Annotated in this window: 17 protein-coding genes and 1 pseudogene; 3 read left to right on the top strand and 15 right to left on the bottom strand. The window is 46.6% G+C overall.

From position 1 onward, the window contains the following. A complete protein-coding gene (gene larA / locus FC96_RS07870; protein ID WP_056942602.1) occupies positions 1–1284 on the bottom strand; it encodes a nickel-dependent lactate racemase in 1284 nt (427 codons plus the stop codon). 225 nt (positions 1285–1509) lie between these two features. On the opposite strand from larA, the gene FC96_RS07865 reads away from it, so the two are divergent. Next, positions 1510–2181 carry a Crp/Fnr family transcriptional regulator gene (locus FC96_RS07865; protein WP_056942667.1) on the top strand — a complete coding sequence of 224 codons (672 nt, stop codon included), beginning with the start codon at positions 1510–1512 and terminating at the stop codon, positions 2179–2181. Between the two features lie 33 nt (positions 2182–2214). Here FC96_RS07865 and FC96_RS12915 read toward each other — a convergent pair whose 3' ends face one another. From FC96_RS12915 to FC96_RS07825, 9 genes and pseudogenes are all read right to left on the bottom strand, one after another. Further along, positions 2215–2385 carry a hypothetical protein gene (locus tag FC96_RS12915; RefSeq protein ID WP_156403192.1) on the bottom strand — a complete coding sequence of 57 codons (171 nt, stop codon included), beginning with the start codon at positions 2383–2385 and terminating at the stop codon, positions 2215–2217. 594 nt (positions 2386–2979) lie between these two features. Continuing rightward, on the bottom strand, positions 2980–4824 hold the full coding sequence (locus tag FC96_RS07860; protein WP_056942601.1) for a DUF2207 domain-containing protein: 1845 nt from the start codon (positions 4822–4824) through the stop codon (positions 2980–2982). 198 nt (positions 4825–5022) lie between these two features. After that, the gene (locus FC96_RS07855) at positions 5023–5754 is read right to left on the bottom strand and encodes a nuclease-related domain-containing protein (RefSeq protein ID WP_056942600.1); all 732 of its coding nucleotides are present in this window, start codon (positions 5752–5754) and stop codon (positions 5023–5025) included. Between the two features lie 168 nt (positions 5755–5922). After that, positions 5923–7506 (bottom strand): annotated as a pseudogene (locus FC96_RS07850) (ABC transporter ATP-binding protein); the annotation flags it as partial. 505 nt (positions 7507–8011) lie between these two features. Further along, on the bottom strand, positions 8012–9760 hold the full coding sequence (locus FC96_RS07845) for an ABC transporter ATP-binding protein (protein WP_056942598.1): 1749 nt from the start codon (positions 9758–9760) through the stop codon (positions 8012–8014). A gap of 228 nt (positions 9761–9988) precedes the next feature. Next, on the bottom strand, positions 9989–10858 hold the full coding sequence (locus FC96_RS07840) for an aldo/keto reductase (RefSeq protein WP_082593492.1): 870 nt from the start codon (positions 10856–10858) through the stop codon (positions 9989–9991). 35 nt (positions 10859–10893) lie between these two features. Then, positions 10894–11541 (bottom strand): NAD(P)H-binding protein, encoded by a 648-nt coding sequence (locus tag FC96_RS07835; protein WP_054660937.1) that lies wholly within the window; start codon positions 11539–11541, stop codon positions 10894–10896. 11 nt (positions 11542–11552) lie between these two features. Further along, positions 11553–12413, bottom strand: coding sequence for an alpha/beta hydrolase (locus FC96_RS07830; protein ID WP_338055567.1), 861 nt, complete (start codon positions 12411–12413; stop codon positions 11553–11555). Positions 12414–12519: 106 nt separating this feature from the next. Further along, a complete protein-coding gene (locus FC96_RS07825) occupies positions 12520–13083 on the bottom strand; it encodes a DapH/DapD/GlmU-related protein (RefSeq protein ID WP_235804741.1) in 564 nt (187 codons plus the stop codon). 106 nt (positions 13084–13189) lie between these two features. On the opposite strand from FC96_RS07825, the gene FC96_RS07820 reads away from it, so the two are divergent. Continuing rightward, positions 13190–14068, top strand: coding sequence for a LysR family transcriptional regulator (locus FC96_RS07820; RefSeq protein ID WP_056942597.1), 879 nt, complete (start codon positions 13190–13192; stop codon positions 14066–14068). 162 nt (positions 14069–14230) lie between these two features. Further along, on the top strand, positions 14231–15271 hold the full coding sequence (locus tag FC96_RS07815) for a zinc-dependent alcohol dehydrogenase family protein (protein ID WP_054660941.1): 1041 nt from the start codon (positions 14231–14233) through the stop codon (positions 15269–15271). Between the two features lie 84 nt (positions 15272–15355). Here FC96_RS07815 and FC96_RS07810 read toward each other — a convergent pair whose 3' ends face one another. The 5 genes from FC96_RS07810 to FC96_RS07790 form a co-directional block, all read right to left on the bottom strand. Continuing rightward, positions 15356–15901: a hypothetical protein gene (locus FC96_RS07810; RefSeq protein ID WP_056942596.1), complete on the bottom strand. Its 546-nt coding sequence runs from the start codon at positions 15899–15901 to the stop codon at positions 15356–15358. A gap of 27 nt (positions 15902–15928) precedes the next feature. Next, on the bottom strand, positions 15929–16612 hold the full coding sequence (locus FC96_RS07805) for a DUF389 domain-containing protein (protein ID WP_056942595.1): 684 nt from the start codon (positions 16610–16612) through the stop codon (positions 15929–15931). A 427-nt stretch (positions 16613–17039) separates the two neighbouring features. Beyond that, positions 17040–17933 carry a hypothetical protein gene (locus FC96_RS07800; RefSeq protein WP_054660951.1) on the bottom strand — a complete coding sequence of 298 codons (894 nt, stop codon included), beginning with the start codon at positions 17931–17933 and terminating at the stop codon, positions 17040–17042. A 353-nt stretch (positions 17934–18286) separates the two neighbouring features. Next, complete coding sequence (locus FC96_RS07795; RefSeq protein WP_056942594.1) at positions 18287–20746, bottom strand: phosphoketolase family protein; 2460 nt, start codon at positions 20744–20746, stop codon at positions 18287–18289. A gap of 329 nt (positions 20747–21075) precedes the next feature. Then, positions 21076–21750, bottom strand: coding sequence for an ABC transporter ATP-binding protein (locus FC96_RS07790; protein WP_056942593.1), 675 nt, complete (start codon positions 21748–21750; stop codon positions 21076–21078). Positions 21751–21753 lie beyond the last annotated feature (3 nt).

Raw genomic sequence — 21753 nt, 5'->3', positions numbered from 1 at the left:
CTATTCCTTTGCCTTAACAATGACACCTAATCCATCTGGAATCACCGCTACTTTCGCCTGTTGTCCTTCGCGTTCGTAAGCCATGGTCATTGCTTCTTCTAAGCTTTTAGCAAGTTCCATGTGCATGTCCGTCACCAAACGAGGTTCAACAAGATCGGAAACCATAATGACGTGATGATGGATCAAAATCCGCGCCAAAATCTGCGCTGTCCACTGGTCAGGGATTGTTTCCAACCGGGATGTGTTGACCGCTTGATCAAAAAATTCTTGAGGATCCTGCACATCAGCTAGATTATGGTAAAACCCTTCACCACCATGACCATCACGACAACCGGCAACCATGACAATTGTGCCGTTTTCCTTATTAGTGGCTTCGGCTGCTGTCATCCCTTTAACCGCTTGATAAATATTTTGGTCAAGTGGATAACCACCGTTGGTTGAAATTGTAATGTCAGAATCGACCGCATCCACACGGGATAACGATGAAACAAAATCGGTCCCTTTTTTATGGGCTTGCTCCAAATCACCAGCAAAAGAGGCAATAATTTTTTTATCTTCGTCTAAGACAACGTTTAAAATAAACTGCAAATTAACAGCCTTTGCGGCGTAAACCATATCTTCATGAATCATATTGTGGTGAAGATTCCCGGTTCTACTGTGCTTATCGGCAACGAATTCACCGGAATGGTTCGCCATAATTGTTTTATATGACGCTACGCCTGGCAAGACTGATTTACGACCACCCGAAAAACCAGCAAAGAAATGGGATTCAATAAACCCTTCCGAGATTAAAAGATCAGCTTCAACGGCCACTCGATTTAGCAGTAAGTCACCACCGGATGGTAGCTTACCAAGATTGACCATGTCCTCGTCCTTCTCAGAATAATGCATCACAATTTCTTCGTTATCGACAATGGCCTGGCCGTATTTATTCACTAGTTCTTCATGGGTCGAAGGACGGTGAAACCCTGTCGCAACGAGAATCCGAATCCGGGCATCCGGGGCCACCGAACGAATTCGACGAAGTAGAATTGGGGTGATAATATGTGACGGGACTGGTCGCGTATGATCGGAGGAAATAATCACAATGTTACGTTTCCCCTTCGCCAGAGCCTCTAGGCTTGGTGAGCCAATTGGATGATCCAGAGACTGTTCAACGGTCTCCTCTTCTGAAACGGGATTTTCATAAGTGGCAGCTTGTGAAACTAGCTTTCCCGCAAAGTTTGTTTCCGGAACGTGCGCCGTAATCTTTTGCTTATCATACGGCAATTCAATATCAATCATTTTCTCTAATCCTTCCTCTCAAAAACATTCACAAGCATACCACTCTGTTTTCTGAAAACGACTTGAGTTGTAGCGATTATTTAGGGGCAAACTTTTACCGTATGAAATGTTACCGGGTCTCGAAAAGCGGTTTATTCCTACAGGTTATGTGCTAGAATTAAGCTTGCAACTCAAATTGGAGTTTTCATTTTGTTTCAAAAGTTAATGGTTAAGGATCTGAAAAAAATGGTTATGACTCGTACCGAATATTTACTAAATCAAATGGCGACTCATCACGTCCCTGTAATTACCAAAAAGCGGCACACTTACCTCACCTATCATGGACTAGGCGAAACCAGCACCTACATTTTAAAAGATGGCATCGTCAAAAATTCCATTATTTTACAGGACGGTCGCGAGTTCAATTTATCCTACATTACCAAACCTGATGTTATCAGCTTATTACGCGACGAACTATCTAAGAATACCGCCCAACCATTCAACGTTCGCATCGAATCTGAAACAGCTGATTTTTATAAAATTGACCGGGTAACATTTTGGCAAATGGTCAACAAAGACGACGAATTAAACAACTACGTAAAGGAATACTACCGCACAAAATTATCAGAAAATATTGTCCGCTCCCAGCAAATGATCATGGGAAGCAAGCACGACATCGTGTGCACCTTTCTAAAACAGCTCGTCGACCTGTTTGGAAAACGCCTCCCAGATCATCAGGGCATCCTCATCGATTTTGTCGTCACCAATATGGACATCGCCGGTTTTTGTGGGATTAACTCCCGGTCCTCAGTCACCCGAATTTTAAGTGACCTCCGCAAAGAAGGCATCATCGACATCTCGGACCACAAATTTGTGATTAAAAACCTGATTTACTTACGTGATTACGTCCCAATGTAAAAAGTGACCCTGAAAAATTTCAGGATCACTTTTTTATTTGGTTTTACCCAAAGCTGTAACGATTACACCAGTTAAAAAAACAACTAACCCTATCAGAAATGCAGATACAAAAATATTCAACTCTAAACGACTAGTGATAATGACAATGATGGCAGCTACGATTCCCACAACCAACGCTTGAACATGGCGATTTTTCAGCATCATATCCCGTCCCTTCAGAATATGTATTCCTTCGTCGTCAGTATATCTTAATTCGGGCACAATGCTATGCAAAAGATCTTTTATGGCGGGAACCCCTCTCTAAAATCTGGTGCCCGTCGATTTTGTTCGGTTGCCCTTTACAAACCTCTTTAAGTACTCTATATCCCTTTTACCTCAATGAATACAGAGTTTTATTTGAGATGTTTTACGAGCTTATTTAAGTTTATTTGGAAATCAAAAAAAATGAGCAGTCAGGACACGACATTGCCTTTGTCATGATGTTGCTCAACCATTCAAGCCAAGCTATGACGTTGAAGTACTTGGGACTGAACCGTGAGACGTTGAAAGAGAAGATAGCCGGATTAGACTTTGGTAGTGTTCTATAAACGTGTTCTAACACATTCAAAGCAAGTTGCACGGACACTTTGTAGGTTAAACTAGCGTATAGCTGATATAACAACGTTTCAGGAGGTGCAAAACAAAACTGGGTGGTAAGCGTCCGGTAAATTACCGAATTCTTACCACCCAGAAAACAGCTGAAAGTTTCGTCCAACAATCGGGGTTCACTTCAGGATCACTTTTTGGTTTCTCGTTAGATTAAAAAGCACCACCGCCAGAGCCACCACCAAAGCCGCCGGAGCTGCCGCCACTAAAGCCGCCGCTCCCACCGCTTGAACTGCTCATTGCACTTTGAATGTTGCCACCAAAATCGTGACCAAACTGGCTAGCAAACGTCGTGTTACCAAAATCACCGTAGAAGAATAACGGGTAATAAAAGCCCATTCCAGTGGCTAATTCTTCCGCGGAAAAGTCGGTCTGCATAGCTGCAATCACCTGTTTTGCCGAACCAAACGCGACGGCATACGGCAAGATCCGTTCCCATAAAATTAGGTCCCCCACTTGAGCTCGGTCAAAATGGCCGATATCTTGTAGCATGGCCTTGAAGCCTTTAATCGGCCCAGCAGCATCCGCACCAGCCTGCGTGTACGGCGATAAATGCCAGAGCCGTTTGACTGCGACGCCCAGGGTAACAGCCATTAAAACAGCCGCCCAAATGAAGCCCACTAAGCGCCAGTTGGACCAAACAACAAACGCGGCACACAAAGCGCCACCACCCGCCAAAATGGCGTTAAAAATCAGCAGTAACCATGCCTGAAGCTGGGTTTGACCATTTGCCTCATCGAAGAACTGTTGGGCCTTAACCCGGTTTAATTCAGCCTCCTGCCATGCTGTAAATTTTTGACTCATTTTTTTACTTGCCCCGTTGCCATATTTATTTATTTCCCGCAACGTCACGGTCTGATGCCCAGCCGCGTCTTGATGGCCGACTTTTTCAAACAAGAATCGAAGGAGGTCCTCCGTTTTGTTGGCGGCACTCATTTTAGTCGTTTGAGTCAGTCGATAGGTCTTGTGCCGGCCGACTTTTTCCGGTGAAATCGTGATTTCCCCGGCCGCTGCCAGTTCCATCAACCAGGCGGTGAACGCCGCGTTATCTGGCGTCGTGCGGGTCAAAATCGACTGAGCAGTTGCTGCGGGATAGGGTGGAATCTCAAAGCTATGAACGGGCGGGACCTCTTTTACCGTGTGGACGGGATGGCGGCGGAACCACCACCACTGTATGACCAAATACAGGGTTCCGATTGCCAAGGCAATCCCAGCGATCACTAACGGGACTCGCCGACTCTGTTCCCGTTGGCGATTCGCTTCGGCGACTAACTGTGCCTCTTGTTCCTGTGCGGCCTTTAACCGCCGTTGGGGTTTCACATTTGGATTTTGCGCAGTAACCTGGGTCGGAAACAGCATATGACTTTCTAGAAACGTCTCGGCGGGTACCGAGGCCACTTGCATGGTGACCCGGCCCGACTTCTTATTCACCGTTGTGTCGCCATCTAGCGGCCCATGGGTCCAGGCTTGGAGCCGCCCAATATTTTTGGCGGGCAACTGAACCGTGATCTTAACGTTGTCTAGGTCCTCTTCCCATGCACTCCCAACAATCTTCCAGTTTAGTTCTGCTGTATCCTTATAATTTGTCACGACCCCCTTTAACTGATAGTGGTATTGGAAAGTCACCCGATCATCTCGGGTTGGATAGAACACTTTGAATTTATAGTTATTCTTTGTCTTAGTTGTCAAAAATGTGTTGGGTTGTTGCGACCGGTTATGGGCCAGCTGGTGGGTCTTGCCCGTCGCTGTCCGAACACTCACCGCCGGGTCAACCAGGCCTTTAATGCCGCCAATATCCTGATTGTAGTACACGCCGTGGAAGCTGCCATCGAAATCGTAGGCCACGCGTTGGGTCACCACAGCATCCCCGTTGGTCTGTATCGCCACGTTGACGTGGTACTGGTCAATTGTATAATCCTTTGCCGAGGCCACTTCACCGCCAGCGCTTAGACCCAACCCAAGCGCTAACAGGGCAACGACTCGTTTTACTTTCATCATCTCTCAGCCCCCTAACTGGTTTTAGTGTACCATGCCGGTTAGACGGCGGATAGCTGAAAATACGGCCGACTCTTAATTTGCACGTAAAAAAGACGTGTCCAATCATGACAAAAAGCCGTCTAACAATGGGAACCCCCAAAGAGACGGCTTGCTCAACCACCGGATGAATCAAAAAGAACGACTTGTAGCCGTGTCAGTTTAATCCAGCACAATCTGGCGATGAATCAAATCTGTAATTTTTTCCACCTGCCGTGGTTTTAATCCCAGCTTATCTGGTAAATTATCGTGCACATCTTGGTAGAACTTACGGAGCCGCGACGCATTTGTGAAGCCCTCACCCCAATCATTATAATCATCGCTATAGGGTTTATCCAAGACGCCATTGAGGTCAATCACCTCATCGTCGCCACTCCGACTAACGTAATTATAGAAAACAAATTCATGAATATAGGGTTTAATACCAGCTCGTCGTAATTTTTTATCAATCAGTCGATTCAGCGTTAATCCAGAGAGCTGGACCTGCGTAATTGGGTTACTTGTGCCGTTATAGACTTCAATATTTTCCGGACTTTTGATGGTCATGGTAAACGATTCCTGGTTCTCCCGGGTCACCTTATCGGGTAACAAGCTTGTCAACAGCTTAATGGCCGCCTTATTGGGCTGTCCTTTAGCCGGGTTGACCAGACTGATCAACTGGTCGCGGGTGACGTTATGATACACCTGCCCGGTCCAATACTTCGTTTCAAACATGAAGATTCCTTTTCGACAAACCACTAGGTGGTCAACTTGCCGATTCGGGTCTCGGTCATCATCTGATTCTAAATATAAATTAGCAAAAATATGAAAATCGTCTTCTGGATATTTGTCACTTAATTCTTTGAGTAATTTATAAGTTCGGTATTCGCCACGGTTTGTATAGTTTTCTGGCAAACAGACACCTCCTTTCCAATATATAATTATAGCGTTTTTTTGTAAAATAGCCATTTGAACGCCCTCAGCTTAAACGCTGACGATCAAAAAAGTCTGGCCCAAAAAGCAAGGTGCTTTTTGGGCCAGACTCATTTTTCGGCAGATTAATCGCCGCGGTTGTGATCAACCCTACTCAAAAACAAATTGGTTGCGGTAGAGTTCCGCATAGAACCCGTTTTCTCGTAACAGTTCGTGGTGATTGCCTTCTTCGATGACTTGACCGTCTTTCAACACAACAATCTTGTCAGCGTTTAAAATCGTCTTCAGTCGGTGGGCAATCACAAAGGCTGTCCGCCCTGCAATTGCCGCATCCATCGCGTACTGAATCTGCTGTTCCGTCACCGTATCCACGTTTGACGTCGCTTCATCCAAAATCAAAATCTTGGGATCTGTCAAAATAGTTCGGGCGATCGACACTTGTTGCTTTTGACCCACGGAAAAGACATCGTTACTTTCATCAACGTGCGTCTCGTACTTGTCGGGCAGGCTCTCGATAAACTCATGGATATGGGTTGTCTTGGCCGCGGTCACAATTTCGGCCATTGTTGCATCTGGCTTCCCGAACGCAATGTTTTCCGCAATGGTGCCGGAGAACAGAACGGATTCTTGGAGCACGATGCCGACCTTTGAGCGCAGACTATCAAGGTCGAATTCCCGAATATCAGTCCCATCGTACTTAATGTGGCCGCTATCCACATCGTAAAAGCGGTTCATCAAGTTCATCACGGTGGTCTTCCCGGAACCCGTTGGCCCAACGAGCGCCACCATTTCCCCCTTCTTGACGTCAATGTTGACATCCTTTAGAATCTGGCGGCCTGGCAGGTACCCGAAGTTGACGTGGTCAATTTGAATCCCGCTCCCGACTTCTTCGAACGGTTTCCCGTCTTTAGGACGAACTTCTTCAGGTTCATCAAACATCACATTCAACCTAGTCGCTCCCGTAACGGCCAACTGCAGTTGACCAAACGAGGACGAGATTTGCATGATGGGGTTGTAGTACTGTTGGGCGTACTGAATGAAGGTAACAACCAATCCCAGACCGACCGCCGTACTCATACCCGAGTCATTTAAGACCAAGCGCGTCCCCATGAAAATGACCAATGCAGTTGTGAGCAATTGAAAACCGTTCATCACGGGCATAATCATCCCAGACCATGCTTGCGCTTTAAACGTTGAACTTTGCACTTTCTTGTTTCGAACTAGGAAACCATCAATGGCGTCCTCTTGTTGGCCCTCCACAATAATCGCTTTTTGGCCCGAAATTGTTTCGTCCATGTAAGCGTTCAAATCGCTCACTTCGGCTTGCTGGCGGTCCGTGTTGCGCTTGGCCTGAACCACAATAATCACGGCCACTAACACCGCCACCGGCGTTGTCGAAACGGTCACCCAGGCCAAGGTCACGTTTTGCCGAAAAATCATAATCAAAATCCCGATAAACAACGCAAAGTTGGTCGTGACATTAACAGCAGCTTGATTCAGTGTATTTTGAATATTATCTAAATCTGAAGTAAACCGGGCCAAAATGTCCCCGTCTTCGTGGCGATCAAAATAAGCAATCGTCATTTTTTCAAGTTTGCCGAAGAGGCCTTTTCGCATCCGATTCGTTGAATGCGCCACGATTCGCGCAAATAACAGGGTGTACAAAAGTTGCGCCACCCCAGTCATCACGTAAAACGTTAAAAGCAACCACATGGAAGAGAAGAAGGCGCCCTTACTTGCTGGTGCCGATAACGCAACTTTGTGCAGGCTACTAATGGACGTCCCATCCGGTAGTGATGATATCACCGAAGCAGGCACGTTGCTATCTGTCAACGCCTTCCAGTCGTGCGGCATGCTGGCCATTTGTTGTAGGGAGTGAATCGTGGTGCCCTTTGGCAAATGACTGAGTAGCTGTTGTGGCACATTATTGTCGGTCAACGCCTGCCAGGTCATCGTATGGCCAGTGGCGTGACTCAATTGAGTGGCCATCTGTTGCAACGCCTCTTGAGAACTCACCGCACCAGCGGCAATTTTCTTAAGGGCGCTAGTTGCTTCTGGCGCATGTTGATGGGTAAAGAAGTCGCCCACATACGTAGTTAAGTGGGTAATGGCGTCCCCCATGATGGCGGGTGCTTTCACTTGCAGGTAGGTTGCTGCGATAATGAAGACCGCAATAACGGCGAACTGCAATTTATATTTTTTAAGGTACAAATAGAAGAACTTAATGGCGCGCGCAGTGTCATTCATCAGCATCATCCCCCTGGGCTTTTTGAGTGTCATAAATATGACGGTAAACGTCGGACGTTTCCACTAACTCATTATGGGTGCCTTGCGCAACAAGCCGGCCCTGATCCATCACTAAAATGGTGTCAGCATGCACCACCGACGAAATCTTTTGCGCAATAATAATGGTCGTCGTATTTTTCAATTCCTTATCAAACGCCTCTTGAACAAGCTTCTCCGAACGGGCATCTAGCGCTGATGTGGAATCATCCAAAATCAAGACTTTCGGTTGCTTAATCACGCCTCGGGTAATGGATAAGCGTTGCTTTTGCCCACCCGAGAAATTATTGGCTCGCTCAACCACTTCCGCATCGTAGCGGTTAGGGAGGCGATTGATAAACTCAGCGGCCTGTGCAATCTGGGCAGCCCGATCCATATCGTCTTTTGTAGCGGCCGAATTCCCCTGTTTAAGGTTCCCCGCAATGGTTCCGGAGAACAGGATAGCCTTTTGCAAAACAATCGACACGGTGCTGTTCAACGTCTTACGCGACAGTGTCTTTAAATCCTTGCCGCCCACTTTGACGGTCCCTTCCGATGGGTCGAATAACCGCGGAATGAGTTGGGCCAAAGTGGATTTTCCGGCCCCAGTTGCCCCGACAATCCCAACCTGTTGGCCGGATTTTAGTTCAAAACTAACATCCTTCAACGTTGGCTTTTCATCGTCAGGATAAGAAAATGACACGTGTTCAAACGTCACATCACCACTCAGCGTCTCCGTTGGCGTATCCGGAAATGACATGGAAGGCGTGGCCTCCAAGACCTGCCGAATTCGGCCAATCGAAACGAAGCCCCTAGAAGCGAACATTGACATCATCCCACCCATGATAATGGCAAACATAATTTGCATCATGTACTGAATAAAACTCATGATACCTCCCAGTTGATCCTGGGCAAAACTCGCCGACTGGGTGATACCGAACGAAATAAAGAGAATGGCGACAAAAATAGCAAGTTGTGAAATGATCGTAAATGCCGGAATCATAGCGGCAAAAATGTAGCCAACCGTTAAGTTATGCCCCAGCAAATCGTCTGATTCTTTATCGAATTTGGCTTCTTGATTGCGTTCTTGAACAAAGGATTTCACAACCCGAGCGCCCCGTAAATTGTCCTTAGCAATGGCGTTGATCTTATCCATTAACTTTTGGAACGCCCCAAAATGAGGCCCCATCGCCCGCATTGAGAGTCCCGTGACAATCACGATTAAGACGACCATCACCACGATGACCCACCATAACTGTGGCATCGTGATGATGGACAAGACAAAGGACCCGACAAACAATAACGGGACCCGAATCAAAATCTGGAACGTCATCATTAACAACATCTGAATCTGGTTAATATCGTTGGTCATCCGAACAACTAAGTTTTCGGACTTAAACCGCTCAATATCTGCGTACGAAAACGTCTGAATTTTGCGGAATGTGTTTTCTCGTAAATCAGCGGAAACCGCCTGCGCCAACTTTGCTGCCGCAATCGTGTTTAGGATCGAGCCAATCAACCCCACCACGGCAATGGCAATCAACGCAATCCCGTAACCACTGACTTTACCGACCTTCCCACTCGTCGATAACGATAAGCTGGCCATGGTACTTAAGATGTCCTTCATAAAGCTCGGCTGCCATAAGGCTGCGCCTACTTCGACCAGCATGGTCACCAAGGCAGCTGTTAACAACCACTTGTATTTTCCAATTGCACGAACTAACATGCGATACCTCCCTAATGTCTCTCAACATGTGCTCCCCCGCCAAACCTGTTACACACAAATGGGCAACTGCGTCAACGTTTCGACCACCGGTTGTCTTACTTACGTAAAGTGTGCCGTTTTACAAGAGGCTTTGTATTATCCGCTTTTCCCTCACCGTTGTAAAGTATCAATATCGGCGCTCTTTCCAAAATAAAAAGCCGCCTAAATGGCAGCTTTCATCACGTTATTTTAGCCCAAACTGGTCAGTACCGGATGCTCCAAGTAATCGTACACGCGTTTGACTTCACTCGGTTCGTTAATATCCAGCATTGATGGCACTTTTTTATCTAGCGTCGCAATTTGATCCTGTTCTTCAGTCGTCAATTCAAAGTCCCAAATGGCGAGATTTTGAATCATTCGGTTTTCATGAACGGACTTCGGAATAACCACAACCCCGTTTTGAACGTTCCACCGAAGAATGATTTGCGGGACTGACTTACCATGACTCTCAGCAATATTCTTCAACACTTGTTCGTCAAACATACCGTTCAGCCCTTCCGCAAATGGGGCCCACGCTTCAGGTTGAATACCCAGGTCCGCCATCACCTTTAATTCCTCAGGACGTTGAAAATGGGGATGGTGTTCAATCTGATTCACGGCCGGAATGACATCAAAGTTGTTGGCTAAATCAATCAATCGGCTTGAGTCAAAGTTACTGACCCCAATTGCCCGAATTTTTCCTTCTTTATATAAATCGATCATTGCCCGCCAAGACCCGTAATAATCGCCAAAAGGCATGTGGATTAAATAAAGATCTAAATAATCTAATTGAAGTTTTTCTAGTGACTCATAGAAGGCCCGAATCGTTTCACGATAGCCCATTTGTTGAATGTAGGCCTTTGTCGTGATAAATAGATCTTGCCGGTCCACACCAGACTTACTGATTGCCTGACCAACTGCCGTTTCATTTTTATAGGAGCTCGCCGTATCAATTAACCGATAACCCTTGTTGATGGCGGTCTGAACTGCTTCTTCGGCACCCTTTAAGTCATCCACTTGAAAAACCCCAAACCCTTCGAGGGGCATACTAATACCGTTATTTAATGTTACCTCTTGAATAGTCAACGACTATCGTCCTCCTTTTCACTACTTTGTTACGCCATGAATGTCGGCTTCGGCCCATCCGTGCCCGGCTTATCGAGGCCAATACTGTCATTTTGGTATTGACTCGGGTCCTTAATTAGTGAGACGACGAAGTCCGCAACACTCTTTCGGGAGACCTCGGTCCCTTTGAACAGCTCATCAGATCCCGTTAGTTCATAGTTAATCTCATCAGCGTCCGTTAACCAGGCAGGTCGCAACTGGGTGGTGGTAATTTCCGGGACCGCTTCAATGAGTTGATTAGCCTCACGAAAGCCGGGCAGATAAGCCTTAATTGCGTTTTCGTTCCATTCACCAAATGCGCCTGGTACTTCATGCAGCGCGCCTAACGCACTATAAAATATCAGTCGCTTCGGATCACTCACCTTCATCGCATCAAGAATGACCTGGGTAGCCTTGCCTAAATCGACGCCGCCAATATTAGAATACACAAGGTCAACGCCCACCATCGCTTGCACCAACGTGACTGTGTCCAAAACATCGCCTTCAATCACGGTGACTTGCGTATATTGGTTGAATTCAGAAAGTCGGCTCGCGCTCCGCAAATAAAGCACGATGTCATCGTTTGTCTCGTCAATCAACCGTTGCGTAACAATCCTGGCAGTCGCCCCATTAGCGCCTAAAATTAAAACTTTTGTCATATTGGCCCTCCTTAGTTAGTCAAACGATATAAACTGCTATCGAAAAATTGTTGCAATTGATCAAATGGAATCGTCTTCAAGTCATCGTACAAGTCAATATGGTTTGCATTAGGAACCATCACTAACTCCTTTGGATCCTGAGCGGCTGCAAAAGCCATTTCAGAGAAACCCTTCGAAAAAACATTTTCTCCCACAATCAACATTATTGGTCGCGTCGATATTTCGGCAATCTTATCCAATAAGTTGAAGTTCATAAATGACATACTGGAGCTCAGCGCAACTGTCGTAATAGCGTTCGGATGCCACCCGCGACTAGTAAAGTAAAAATCACCAAACTCACGGAAAACGGGATCGTCAGTTTCATCAGCAAGAGCTGACCCTCGCGGCCCCATAAAGGGTTGGTCACTCGTAAAATCAACGTAACGCTGCTCACCAATTTCAGTTAAGCGGGCTTGGCGTTCGTCCTTTGTCCCCTGTTGTTGGGCAGCAGAAATATCAACCATGCTGGCCGTTGCCACAGCCTTAATGCGCATATCAACTTGAGCGGCACTTAACGCAAAACTCCCGCTACCACAAATGCCAATAACCCCGATTCGATCACGATCAACGTAGTCGCGAGTCCCAAGGTAATCAACACTAGCCATGAAATCTTCGACAAAAATATCAGGCGATGAAACGTGATGTGGCTCACCGCCGCTAAACCCGTTAAACGATGGGTCAAAAGCCAGCGCAACGTAACCCCGTTTTGCCATTTCCTGCGCGTAAATCCCGGGTCCCCGTTCCTTAACACCAGAGTACGGTGGTCCAACAATCAACGCGGGATGTTTAGTTGAAAAATCCAGGCCTTTCGTCGTATACACATCCGCGACCAGCTGAATGCCAAAACGGTTTGTAAAGTGGACCGTCTTTCAATCCACAGTTTGGTCGAGTTCAAAAATATAATTATCCATTAACTATTGTCTCCTCTAATAGCGACACCTATTCCACTTTAATTTCCCGAATGGGTTTAGCCGGCACCCCAGCAACTATCATATTGGCGGGAACGTCTTTTGTGACCACCGCCCCTGCCGCTACGATGGCATTTTCGCCAATCGTCACTCCAGGCAACACTATCGATCCCGATCCAATCCAGGCTCCTTTTTTGACGATCACTTGCTTTAACACAAGGTCCCGTCGGTGTGTTGGCTGTTCAACGTGGTTAACCGAAATCAGTGATGCTCGGGGTCCAACTAAAACGTGATCCTCTAACGTAATACCGCCTAAGTCAACAAATAAACAATCTCGGTTAACAAACACGTGCTCGCCGACAAAGATGTGACCACCAAAATCACTCTGAAATGGCGCTTTTATTGTGCTTGTTTTCGGTAACCGATCATCCATCATCTCTTGAAGAATCGTTACCTGTTCCGCTGTATCTTGCGTCCCGTTAAACCGTTGCAAGTGTCCTGCTGTTTCAGCCACAACCCGGTTAACTTGTGCCTCAATTTCACCGGAAAAGGCGACTGTACCAGCATCAAGCAACTGTTCTAATCGAACTGGCAAATCATCACCTCCAATTAAGATAAATCCATCATAGCGGCTTTACAATATTCTGTCTAATACTTATAATAGATGGCAACATATAGTTAAAAGGAATAGGTAATTCAAAATGGAAATACGGGTTCTTCGCTATTTTGTCGCCGTGGTCACGGAACGAAACATTTCTCGGGCCGCTGAAAAACTGCATATCTCGCAACCAACCATTTCCCGGCAACTCAAGGATCTGGAAGCTGAATTGGGCGTCACCCTTTTCGAACGTGGCAGCCGGACCATCGGACTCACCAGTGCTGGTAAGTACTTTTTTAACCAAGCGAAACAAATTATTTCGCTATCCGACAAGACAATCGTCAACATTCAACAAAGTGCTGAATTAAGCGGGATTGTGACTATTGGTAGTGCCGAAGCTTCAATGATGGTCACGGTCGCCGAGACAGTTGCCGCGCTAAAACAAAAGGCACCAAAGGTGAAAGTCAACTTGTACAGCACTGACGCCGATGAAGTGACGACCAAAATGGATGCTGGTCTTTTTGACTTCGGCGTCGTGATGGAACCTGCCGACAAAGAAAATGCAAACTTCTTAACACTACCTGGGTCGACTCAGTGGGGGCTTCTTGTTCGTCGGGATAATCCCCTCACGCAGCAAGCCACAGTCAGTGCTGCGGACCTACAAAAGCAATGTTTAATCATGCCCCAACAAACTGGTAACTTATCGTTATTCGCCAATTGGATTGGTGACAGTACTGCTTCTTTAGAGGTTATTTCCACCTATAATTTACTCTATAATGCGTCCATTATGGCCGCCACCGGAGTCGGTGCCGTTCTTTGTTTAGATGGCATCATTAATACAACCGGTAGCAATCTTACCTTTATTCCGCTAGCGCCCAGGCTCGAAGCCCACGCAAGTTTAATATGGTCGAAGTCAACACCGCTTTCAGCCCAAGCAGATGCGTTTTTAAAAGAATTTCGGCAACACCTAGCAAGCCAATAGTAGTCATCCCACGGTCATTAGTTGCGTTCATATCGCCGGCCTCATCGAAATCACTATAGCTTTTAGCTATAAGATGTAAGGATAAGAAGTATTGGTCTTTTTGGTCAATCTTGCGCATAATAGACTTGATCATTAATCATGAAATTACTGGAGGAATTAATTGTGAAAGACACACTATTTATGAAACCTGGCAAAGTTGCCATTGAAACCGTGGATAAACCAGAATTAATTGCTGACGACGACGTGATCATTCACATCGTTCGGGCTTGTGTCTGTGGATCTGACCTTTGGGCCTACCGTGGACTGGACGAAGTCCCCGAGCATTCACAAAATTCGGGCCACGAAGCCATCGGAATTATCGAATCCGTGGGTGCTGCCATTACGACCCTCGTCCCTGGCGACTTCGTTATCGCGCCGTTCACTCATGGCTGTGGTCACTGTGCGGCATGTCGCGCCGGCTTTGAAGGTGGTTGCTTGAACCACGACGACAATTTCAGTACGGGCGCCCAGGCCGAATACATGCGTTACCAACATGCTGAATGGTCATTAATCAAGATTCCTGGTCAACCCGAAGACTACAGTGAAGAAATGTTGAAATCATTATTAGCGTTGGCCGACGTCATGCCAACCGGTTACCACGCCGCCCGCGTTGCGCACGTTTCAAAGGGTGACACCGTGGTCGTCGTTGGTGACGGCGCCGTTGGTTTATGTGGTGTCATTGCTGCCCAACTCCGTGGCGCTAAGCGGATTATCGCGATGAGTCGGCACGAAGACCGGCAAAAACTCGCCCGGGAATTTGGTGCTACCGACATCGTCGCTGAACGTGGTGATGAAGGCGTTGCTAAGGTGATGGAACTGACAAATGGCGACGGCGCTGATGCTGTGCTCGAATGTGTCGGGACCGAACAATCCGTTGACACGGCCATGAAAGTGGGCCGCCCAGGCGCCATGGTTGGTCGCGTTGGCGTTCCTCACAATTCTGCCATGGATCTCACCCCCGTTTTCTTTAAAAACACAACAATTGCCGGTGGCCCTGCTTCGGTTACCACTTACGATAAAGCCGAATTACTGAAGGCTGTGTTAGATGGTGACATCCACCCTGGCAAGGTTTTCACCCAATCATTCAAACTGGATGACATTGATGCCGCCTACCAAGCAATGGATCAACGAAAAGCGATTAAATCATTGATCATCGTCGACTAACCAAATTTCATTTTGATTTAAAAAAGCCGATTCCATTTTCAGTTGGAATGGCTTTTTTTAGTTGGTATCCTCTGCTGTTAACGATTATTTATCCGATACCGTGAAGGTCATTTGGACCGTCATGCTATATTGATCAGCTGCATCTTTAACCGCCTTTTGAAGAGCCTTCTTTTGAGCGGCGTTTAACCGCTGCTTCGTTTGAATGGTCACTTCAACGCGGTCATCCTCCTCCTTCAAATCACTAAAAGACACCACAACCTGTTTGTTAATTTTTTTAACTTCATCGGCAATGGCAGTCTGCACTTTATCTTGAGTACTATCAGCATCTTGTGCGGCCTGCTGATTATCCGCAAAGTACTTTTTAAGATCCGCAATTGAGACATATTTCTTAGCTGATAGTTGCGTGATATCAAGTTTGTAGTCCGTCAAATGATAGCTCGGCAGCTGTTTTTTTAGTCGCTGCTTTTCCTGACTAGAAACTTGAGAGCCCACCACAAACAACGAAATTTTCCGCTGATTACGATCGACACTTTGCTTAGAGACATAGATACTCGACATTTCCGAGTCAACAAACGATTGTAACTGACTATCCAAGTAACTCTGGCGAACCGTGACAAGAGCCGTAATCAAACTCGGTACCGCCATGACGACTGCAATTTAGGAAATCACCCATCGGAACCGGCTGGGAACCGTTGAATGGATATGGTTGGCCTTGTTGTAAATCAAGATGCCGATCATCGTAGCTAAGATAATGAAAAATGAATTGATTAAAAATAGGTACGCAGAGCCGCCCAGATAGCACCAGTTCGCATGAACAATCGAAAATCCAGCCACGCAAAGCGGTGGCATCAAAGCGGTCGCAATGGCGACTCCAATCACCACGTTAATGCTATTTTTCTTGGTAGCAGCAATGATTCCAGCGGTTCCGCCAAGAATTGCAATCAAAACGTCCCAGATCGTCGGTTGCACCCGGTTCAAAATTTCCGCAGTCGGCGTATTGATTGGCGAAAACAAAAAATAGAGACTGGCCGCCACCAGACTGGTCACGACCTCTAACCCCAAAAGTCGCAACGCACGGCCAAGCAACGTTGAATCGGATATCGCAAGTCCATAGCCAATCGCCTGAATGGGACTCATCAGCGGTGAAATCAATATCGCCCCAATAATCACGACCGGTGAATTGAGATTCAACCCGATACTGGCAATCATAGCTGCACAAAATAAAATCCCTAAATTTCCGGGGCTCAACACTAAATCATCCCGCATGGCGCGATCAAAGCTAGAAACGTCCGTAATATTTTTAGCTGGCCTACCTGCCCCCTCCTCGTTTTGCTTAAGCATACCGCAACTCGGCGTGAGGCTGTAGCGATACACCCAATAACCCCGTTCCGAATAGTGCAGCTGGTTTCTTGGAAAATGCACCGCTAGCTAAAAATACCAAGGAAAAAATTGCCCATGGCAATATTGAAAGAATGACTGAATCTCGATACAAAATAAGCGTCTGACTATGAAAAATGTCAGACGCTTAATTGCGTGTTTCTACTAAACCCCACAATAGTAAACCAGGTAATCTCGTTTGATTTCGAACAGAACTAATAACGTCCCCGAAAGCTGTTCAGTAAACTAGAGGGGCCGGGGATTGTTGGCAGTGTCGATGGTGTTAGTGCTTTAGCACTCACAGCCATGAAAACCCATTTATTTATCGACCAAAAAGGCCAGTTCTTTCGCGAATTGACCTAAAGCCGCTCTAATCGTAACCAATCATTTTCTAATTCCAGCCTTGCGCAATTCGGGTATTATATTGCACGCCGCCGATGGTATAAATACTTGAAAAGCCCGTGTCATCACCTTGAGTTGTGTCTTCGTACGAGTATGGTGTGTGCTGATTTTTGATGGTCAACCGATATTGGTATGGCCCAGATTTCCGTACTCGTTTGTCATTGACATTAGGCAACTTTGACCTGTAGTACAAGTAAACTGAGGATCCTTTAACCAAAACGTGATTAATCTTTCGATAGCTAGTTGGCTTGGAACTCCAGAAATAGCGTTGAGAATACGATGTGTACGGTTGCTGGTTAAATTTGTAGTATTCAATATAACCATCTGACGTCAACTTAACTGAATCACCGGTGACCGTGGGTAGCTGTCTAATAGCTGAAACCCCGCCCTTAGCAAGGATGCTGTCACCATATGGCAAAACTGAACTTGGGCGCTTCACTCGAGTAAAATTCCGACCCGGCCTAAATTTTATATAGATTTCGCCATTACCATAAGCATTGGCACTAGCTGAGGTAATCACCTTTTGCTTCAGCTTATAGCTGAGGTCCGCCATGTGAAATGAATCATTGATTCTAGTAATCTTAGCATTTTTCGGATCCGTCCAAGAACGGGCGCTGATGATGGTGCCTGTCGGAATGGTCAAGTTGCGATAGGTTATTTTTGAGGGGTTATCCTTGCGATAAAAAGCGAGTTTGACTGTTGTTTTCTTATTGACTCGGTAATATTGACGACTAAATAGACCCTCGTAATCATTTATATTGCCACGCACTCGTGAAGCATGGTTGTCTGTAATATTGGTTGTCTCAGCTTGGGCAGTACCGCCAAAAACCAGCAGGCTAAGTACAAGACCAGTAAGTGAAAGGGTCAGCTTTTTGAAATTCATTTGTTTCTCCTCCTGCTCTGTATTGAACTAAGTATACCATTTTTCCAAGCCCTGGGAGTTTGGCTCGCAACTCACTGCTGCAATATCGAGCACTGCGTAACCCGGAGGGGCTGGGGGTTGTTGGCAGTGTCGATGGTGTTAGTGCTTTAGCACTTACAGCATGGGGCGCCATTGGAGACCCGCAAAGCGGGGCTGCAATGCGAGGGTCGAGACCGCTCTTCGGCTCGGCCCGGCCCCCACAGCCAACAACCCCCGGCCCCGCAAGTGGCACACGAACTCAAGGCAAAACAAAAAGGCCAGCCCTTCACAAGGAGCTGACCTTTTTATAAATGTTCATTTTAACGATTGAGGAATTACTTCTTCAATGGTGACCATGACCACTTAGTGAATTCTTCGATATCGCGACCTTCGTCACGAGTGATCTTAAAGTGCTTAGCCAAGATGTCATCCATCTTCTTGTCGAATGCTTCACCGGCAGCCTTATCAACGGCACCGTTAGCTACCAACGTCTTAACGGCGTCCTTAGCTTGGTTGAAGCGGTCCAACTTAGAGTAGACACGCATATCGTAAGCAGTAGTGATGTCACCGTCTTCACGGTAACCATGAACGTGCAAGCCTAAGTGTTGACGTTCGTAGAACATTGATTCGATCAAGTCTTCGTAACCGTGGAAGCCAAAGACAACTGGAGTGCCTGATTGGCCAAACAGTGCGCTGAACTTGTCGTCAGTTAAGGCACGGTCGTCGTTCAATGGGCCGTTTTTCTTTTGAAGACGTCCTAATTCAACAACGTTGACGTAACGCATCTTAACAGATGGGAAGGCGTCGTTGATCAATTGAACGGCACCCAAAGTTTCGATGGTTGGTTCTACACCGGCTGAAGCAAAGACGATATCTGCATCCTCACCTTCAGCAACAGTAGAAGCCCAGTCGATAACCTTAAGTCCTTCGTTAGCTAATTCATCAGCTTCGTCAATTGAGAACCATTGTTGACGTGGTTGCTTAGAAGCCACGATGTGGTTAACCTTTTGACGATCCTTGAAGGCCCGGTCAAAGACAGCAAGCAAGGTGTTACCATCAGCTGGCAGGTATTGACGAACAAAGTTCGACTTCTTTTCTGCCAAGTGGGTTAACATACCTGGATCTTGGTGGGTGTAACCGTTGTGGTCTTGTTGGAATACAGTTGAAGTTGAGATCAAGTTCAATGATGGGTAATCGTTACGCCATGGTTGATCTGCAGCTTGGCGGATCCACTTGAAGTGTTGCGTCGTCATTGAGTCAACAACTCGCAAGAATGATTCGTATGATGCGAAGACACCAGTACGACCAGTCAAAGTGTAACCTTCAAGCCAACCTTCAGCTTGGTGTTCTGACAATTGAGCATCCAAGATCCGGCCTTCAGGGGCTTCGTATTGGTCAAATGGTTCTTCAACCTTACTCATCCATTGACGGTTAGTCATCTTGAACATTTCCCAGAGACGGTTTGACATCGTTTCGTCAGGACCGAATACACGGAATGAAGTTGGGTTCTTCTTAGCAACGCCAGCAAAGAACGTTGAAAGAACGTTCATATCCATGTTGCGGTTACCGTCTGGTAATTGCGTCCCACGGTTGCTATCGTTGATGTCGTTTGCAAGTGACTTCCAGTCTGGTAAGTCAAGCATTTCAGGCTTAGCGCCCTTAGCACGGCCACCATTAGCAACTGGGTTAGCAGCCATCCGCTTGTCGCCCTTAGGTGCGAAGTCAGCAACTTCGTCCTTCAATGAGCCATCAGCGTTGAATAATTCAGTTGGCTTGTATGAGTTCATCCAGTCTTCGAATTCACCCAATTGTGACAAGTCGCCTTGCTTCAAGTCCAAAGGAACTTGGTGAGCACGGAATGAACCTTCGATTGGTTCGCCCTTGGTGTTGTGAGTAGGACCACCCCAACCCTTTGGTAAACGAGCGATGATAACTGGCCATGCAGCCACTTCACCGTCTTCGTACTTGCCGTTTTCACGAGCGTCCTTTTGGATTTGGTGGATATCTTCAATAGCTTGATCCAAGACCTTAGCGGCCAATTCGTGGTAAGCCATGTAATCGTGGATGTCGTCGTTTTCGATGAAACGAGGTGACCAGCCTAAGCCTTCGAAGAACTTAGTTAATTGTTCGTCACTCATCCGTGAGCTAATTGTTGGGTTTGAGATCTTGAAGCCGTTAACGTCAAGGATTGGTAATACCGCACCATCGTTTTTAGGGTTCAAGAACTTGATTGAGTTCCAGGCCGTAGCAGCTGGACCAGTTTCAGCTTCCCCATCACCAACAACCGTAAAGGCAATTTGGTCTGGGTTATCTAAAACAGCACCGGTAGCGTGTGATAATGAGTAACCAAGTTCGCCACCTTCGTGCAATGAACCAGGGGTTTGAGCGGTCATATGTGACCCAATCCCACCTGGGAATGAGAAGCGCTTGTACAAGCGAGCCATTCCTTCAAGGTCTTGCGTAATTTCAGGGTAATCTTCAGTGTAGGTACCGTCTAAGTAAGAGTTAGTAACCATTACTTGACCACCGTGACCTGGACCACCAATGTAGAACATGTTCAAGTCGTACTTGTTGATCAGACGGTTAGCGTGCGCATACAGGAAGGTTTGTCCTGAAATGGTACCCCAGTGTCCGATAGGCTTAACTTTCACATCGTCTGCCTTGAGTGGCGTGTTAGTAACTGAGAACAATGGGTTGTCCTTCAGAAAGATCATCCCACCAGAAAGATACGTTGTAGCGCGCCACCAGGCGTCAACTTTTTCCAAGTATGACTTGGAATCGAAATCTACTGCCATGAAATTTACACTCCTTCATTTAAATACAAGCTGTCAGCAACAAAATTCCGGGAGTCCGGAATCGTTCTTTGCTCCATAATCATACCAATTTTTGGAGAAAAGTCAACAATTTAAAAAATTGATACGGTCCAATTACAAAAGTTACTGAACACCCGTTATTTTGAGGGGAAACTTAACTCTCGTAAAATCTCCTCACAACTAGTATTATGGCGGTTTTGGCTCGTGCTTACAACCCTCTTACGAGATTTTTAAACGGCCGAAAATTTCCGTTTTCATTTCAAAAAAAGCTCGACTCGTCACCATTTTCGACCAGTCGGGCTTTGCTTTCATCATTCTTTTTGAGTTAAATAACCGTCTTTCATTTCATAAATAACATCCGCCACATCAGTCAACCGACTGTCATGTGTCACGATGACGACGGATTTGCCGTGTTCCACTGCCAGACTCTTGAAAAGATCAGCCACTACCTGCACCCGCGGACCATCCAAGGCAGCCGTGGGTTCATCGGCCAAGATGACGGCGGGGTTCGGGTATAGCGCCCGGGCAATAGCGACCCGTTGCTGTTGCCCACCGGATAATTCGGGCGGGTATTTATGCACGAGGTCTGAGATTCCCAAGGACTCGAGCACTTCGGCTAATTCATCTGCAGATAGATTCCCGGTTGATTTCACCTTGTCCACCAACGTGAATTGGTCTTGAACCGTGAGATAAGGTAGCAGATGGTAGGCTTGTAACACAAAGCCAATGTAGTCCAAGCGCAACTTATCACGCTGCTTTTTTGTTCGGTCACTGTACGGCTCGCCAGCCACGCTCACCATCCCGCTTGTCGGAGTCAGCAAGCCACCAGCAATGCTAAGCAGCGTACTTTTCCCTGACCCAGATGGACCCATGATGAGGCTGACGGTTCCCGGTTCCGTTTCAAACGACACATCGTGCAGAACGTGAACCCGGGCAGTTCCCGTTCCGAAAACCTGGTTCACCTTTTCAATCACTAATGGTTTCATTTT

The organism is Secundilactobacillus kimchicus JCM 15530, assembly GCF_001433995.1.
GTDB classification, from domain to species: Bacteria; Bacillota; Bacilli; order Lactobacillales; family Lactobacillaceae; genus Secundilactobacillus; species Secundilactobacillus kimchicus.
This window is presented reverse-complemented; position numbering and strand designations above follow the sequence as displayed.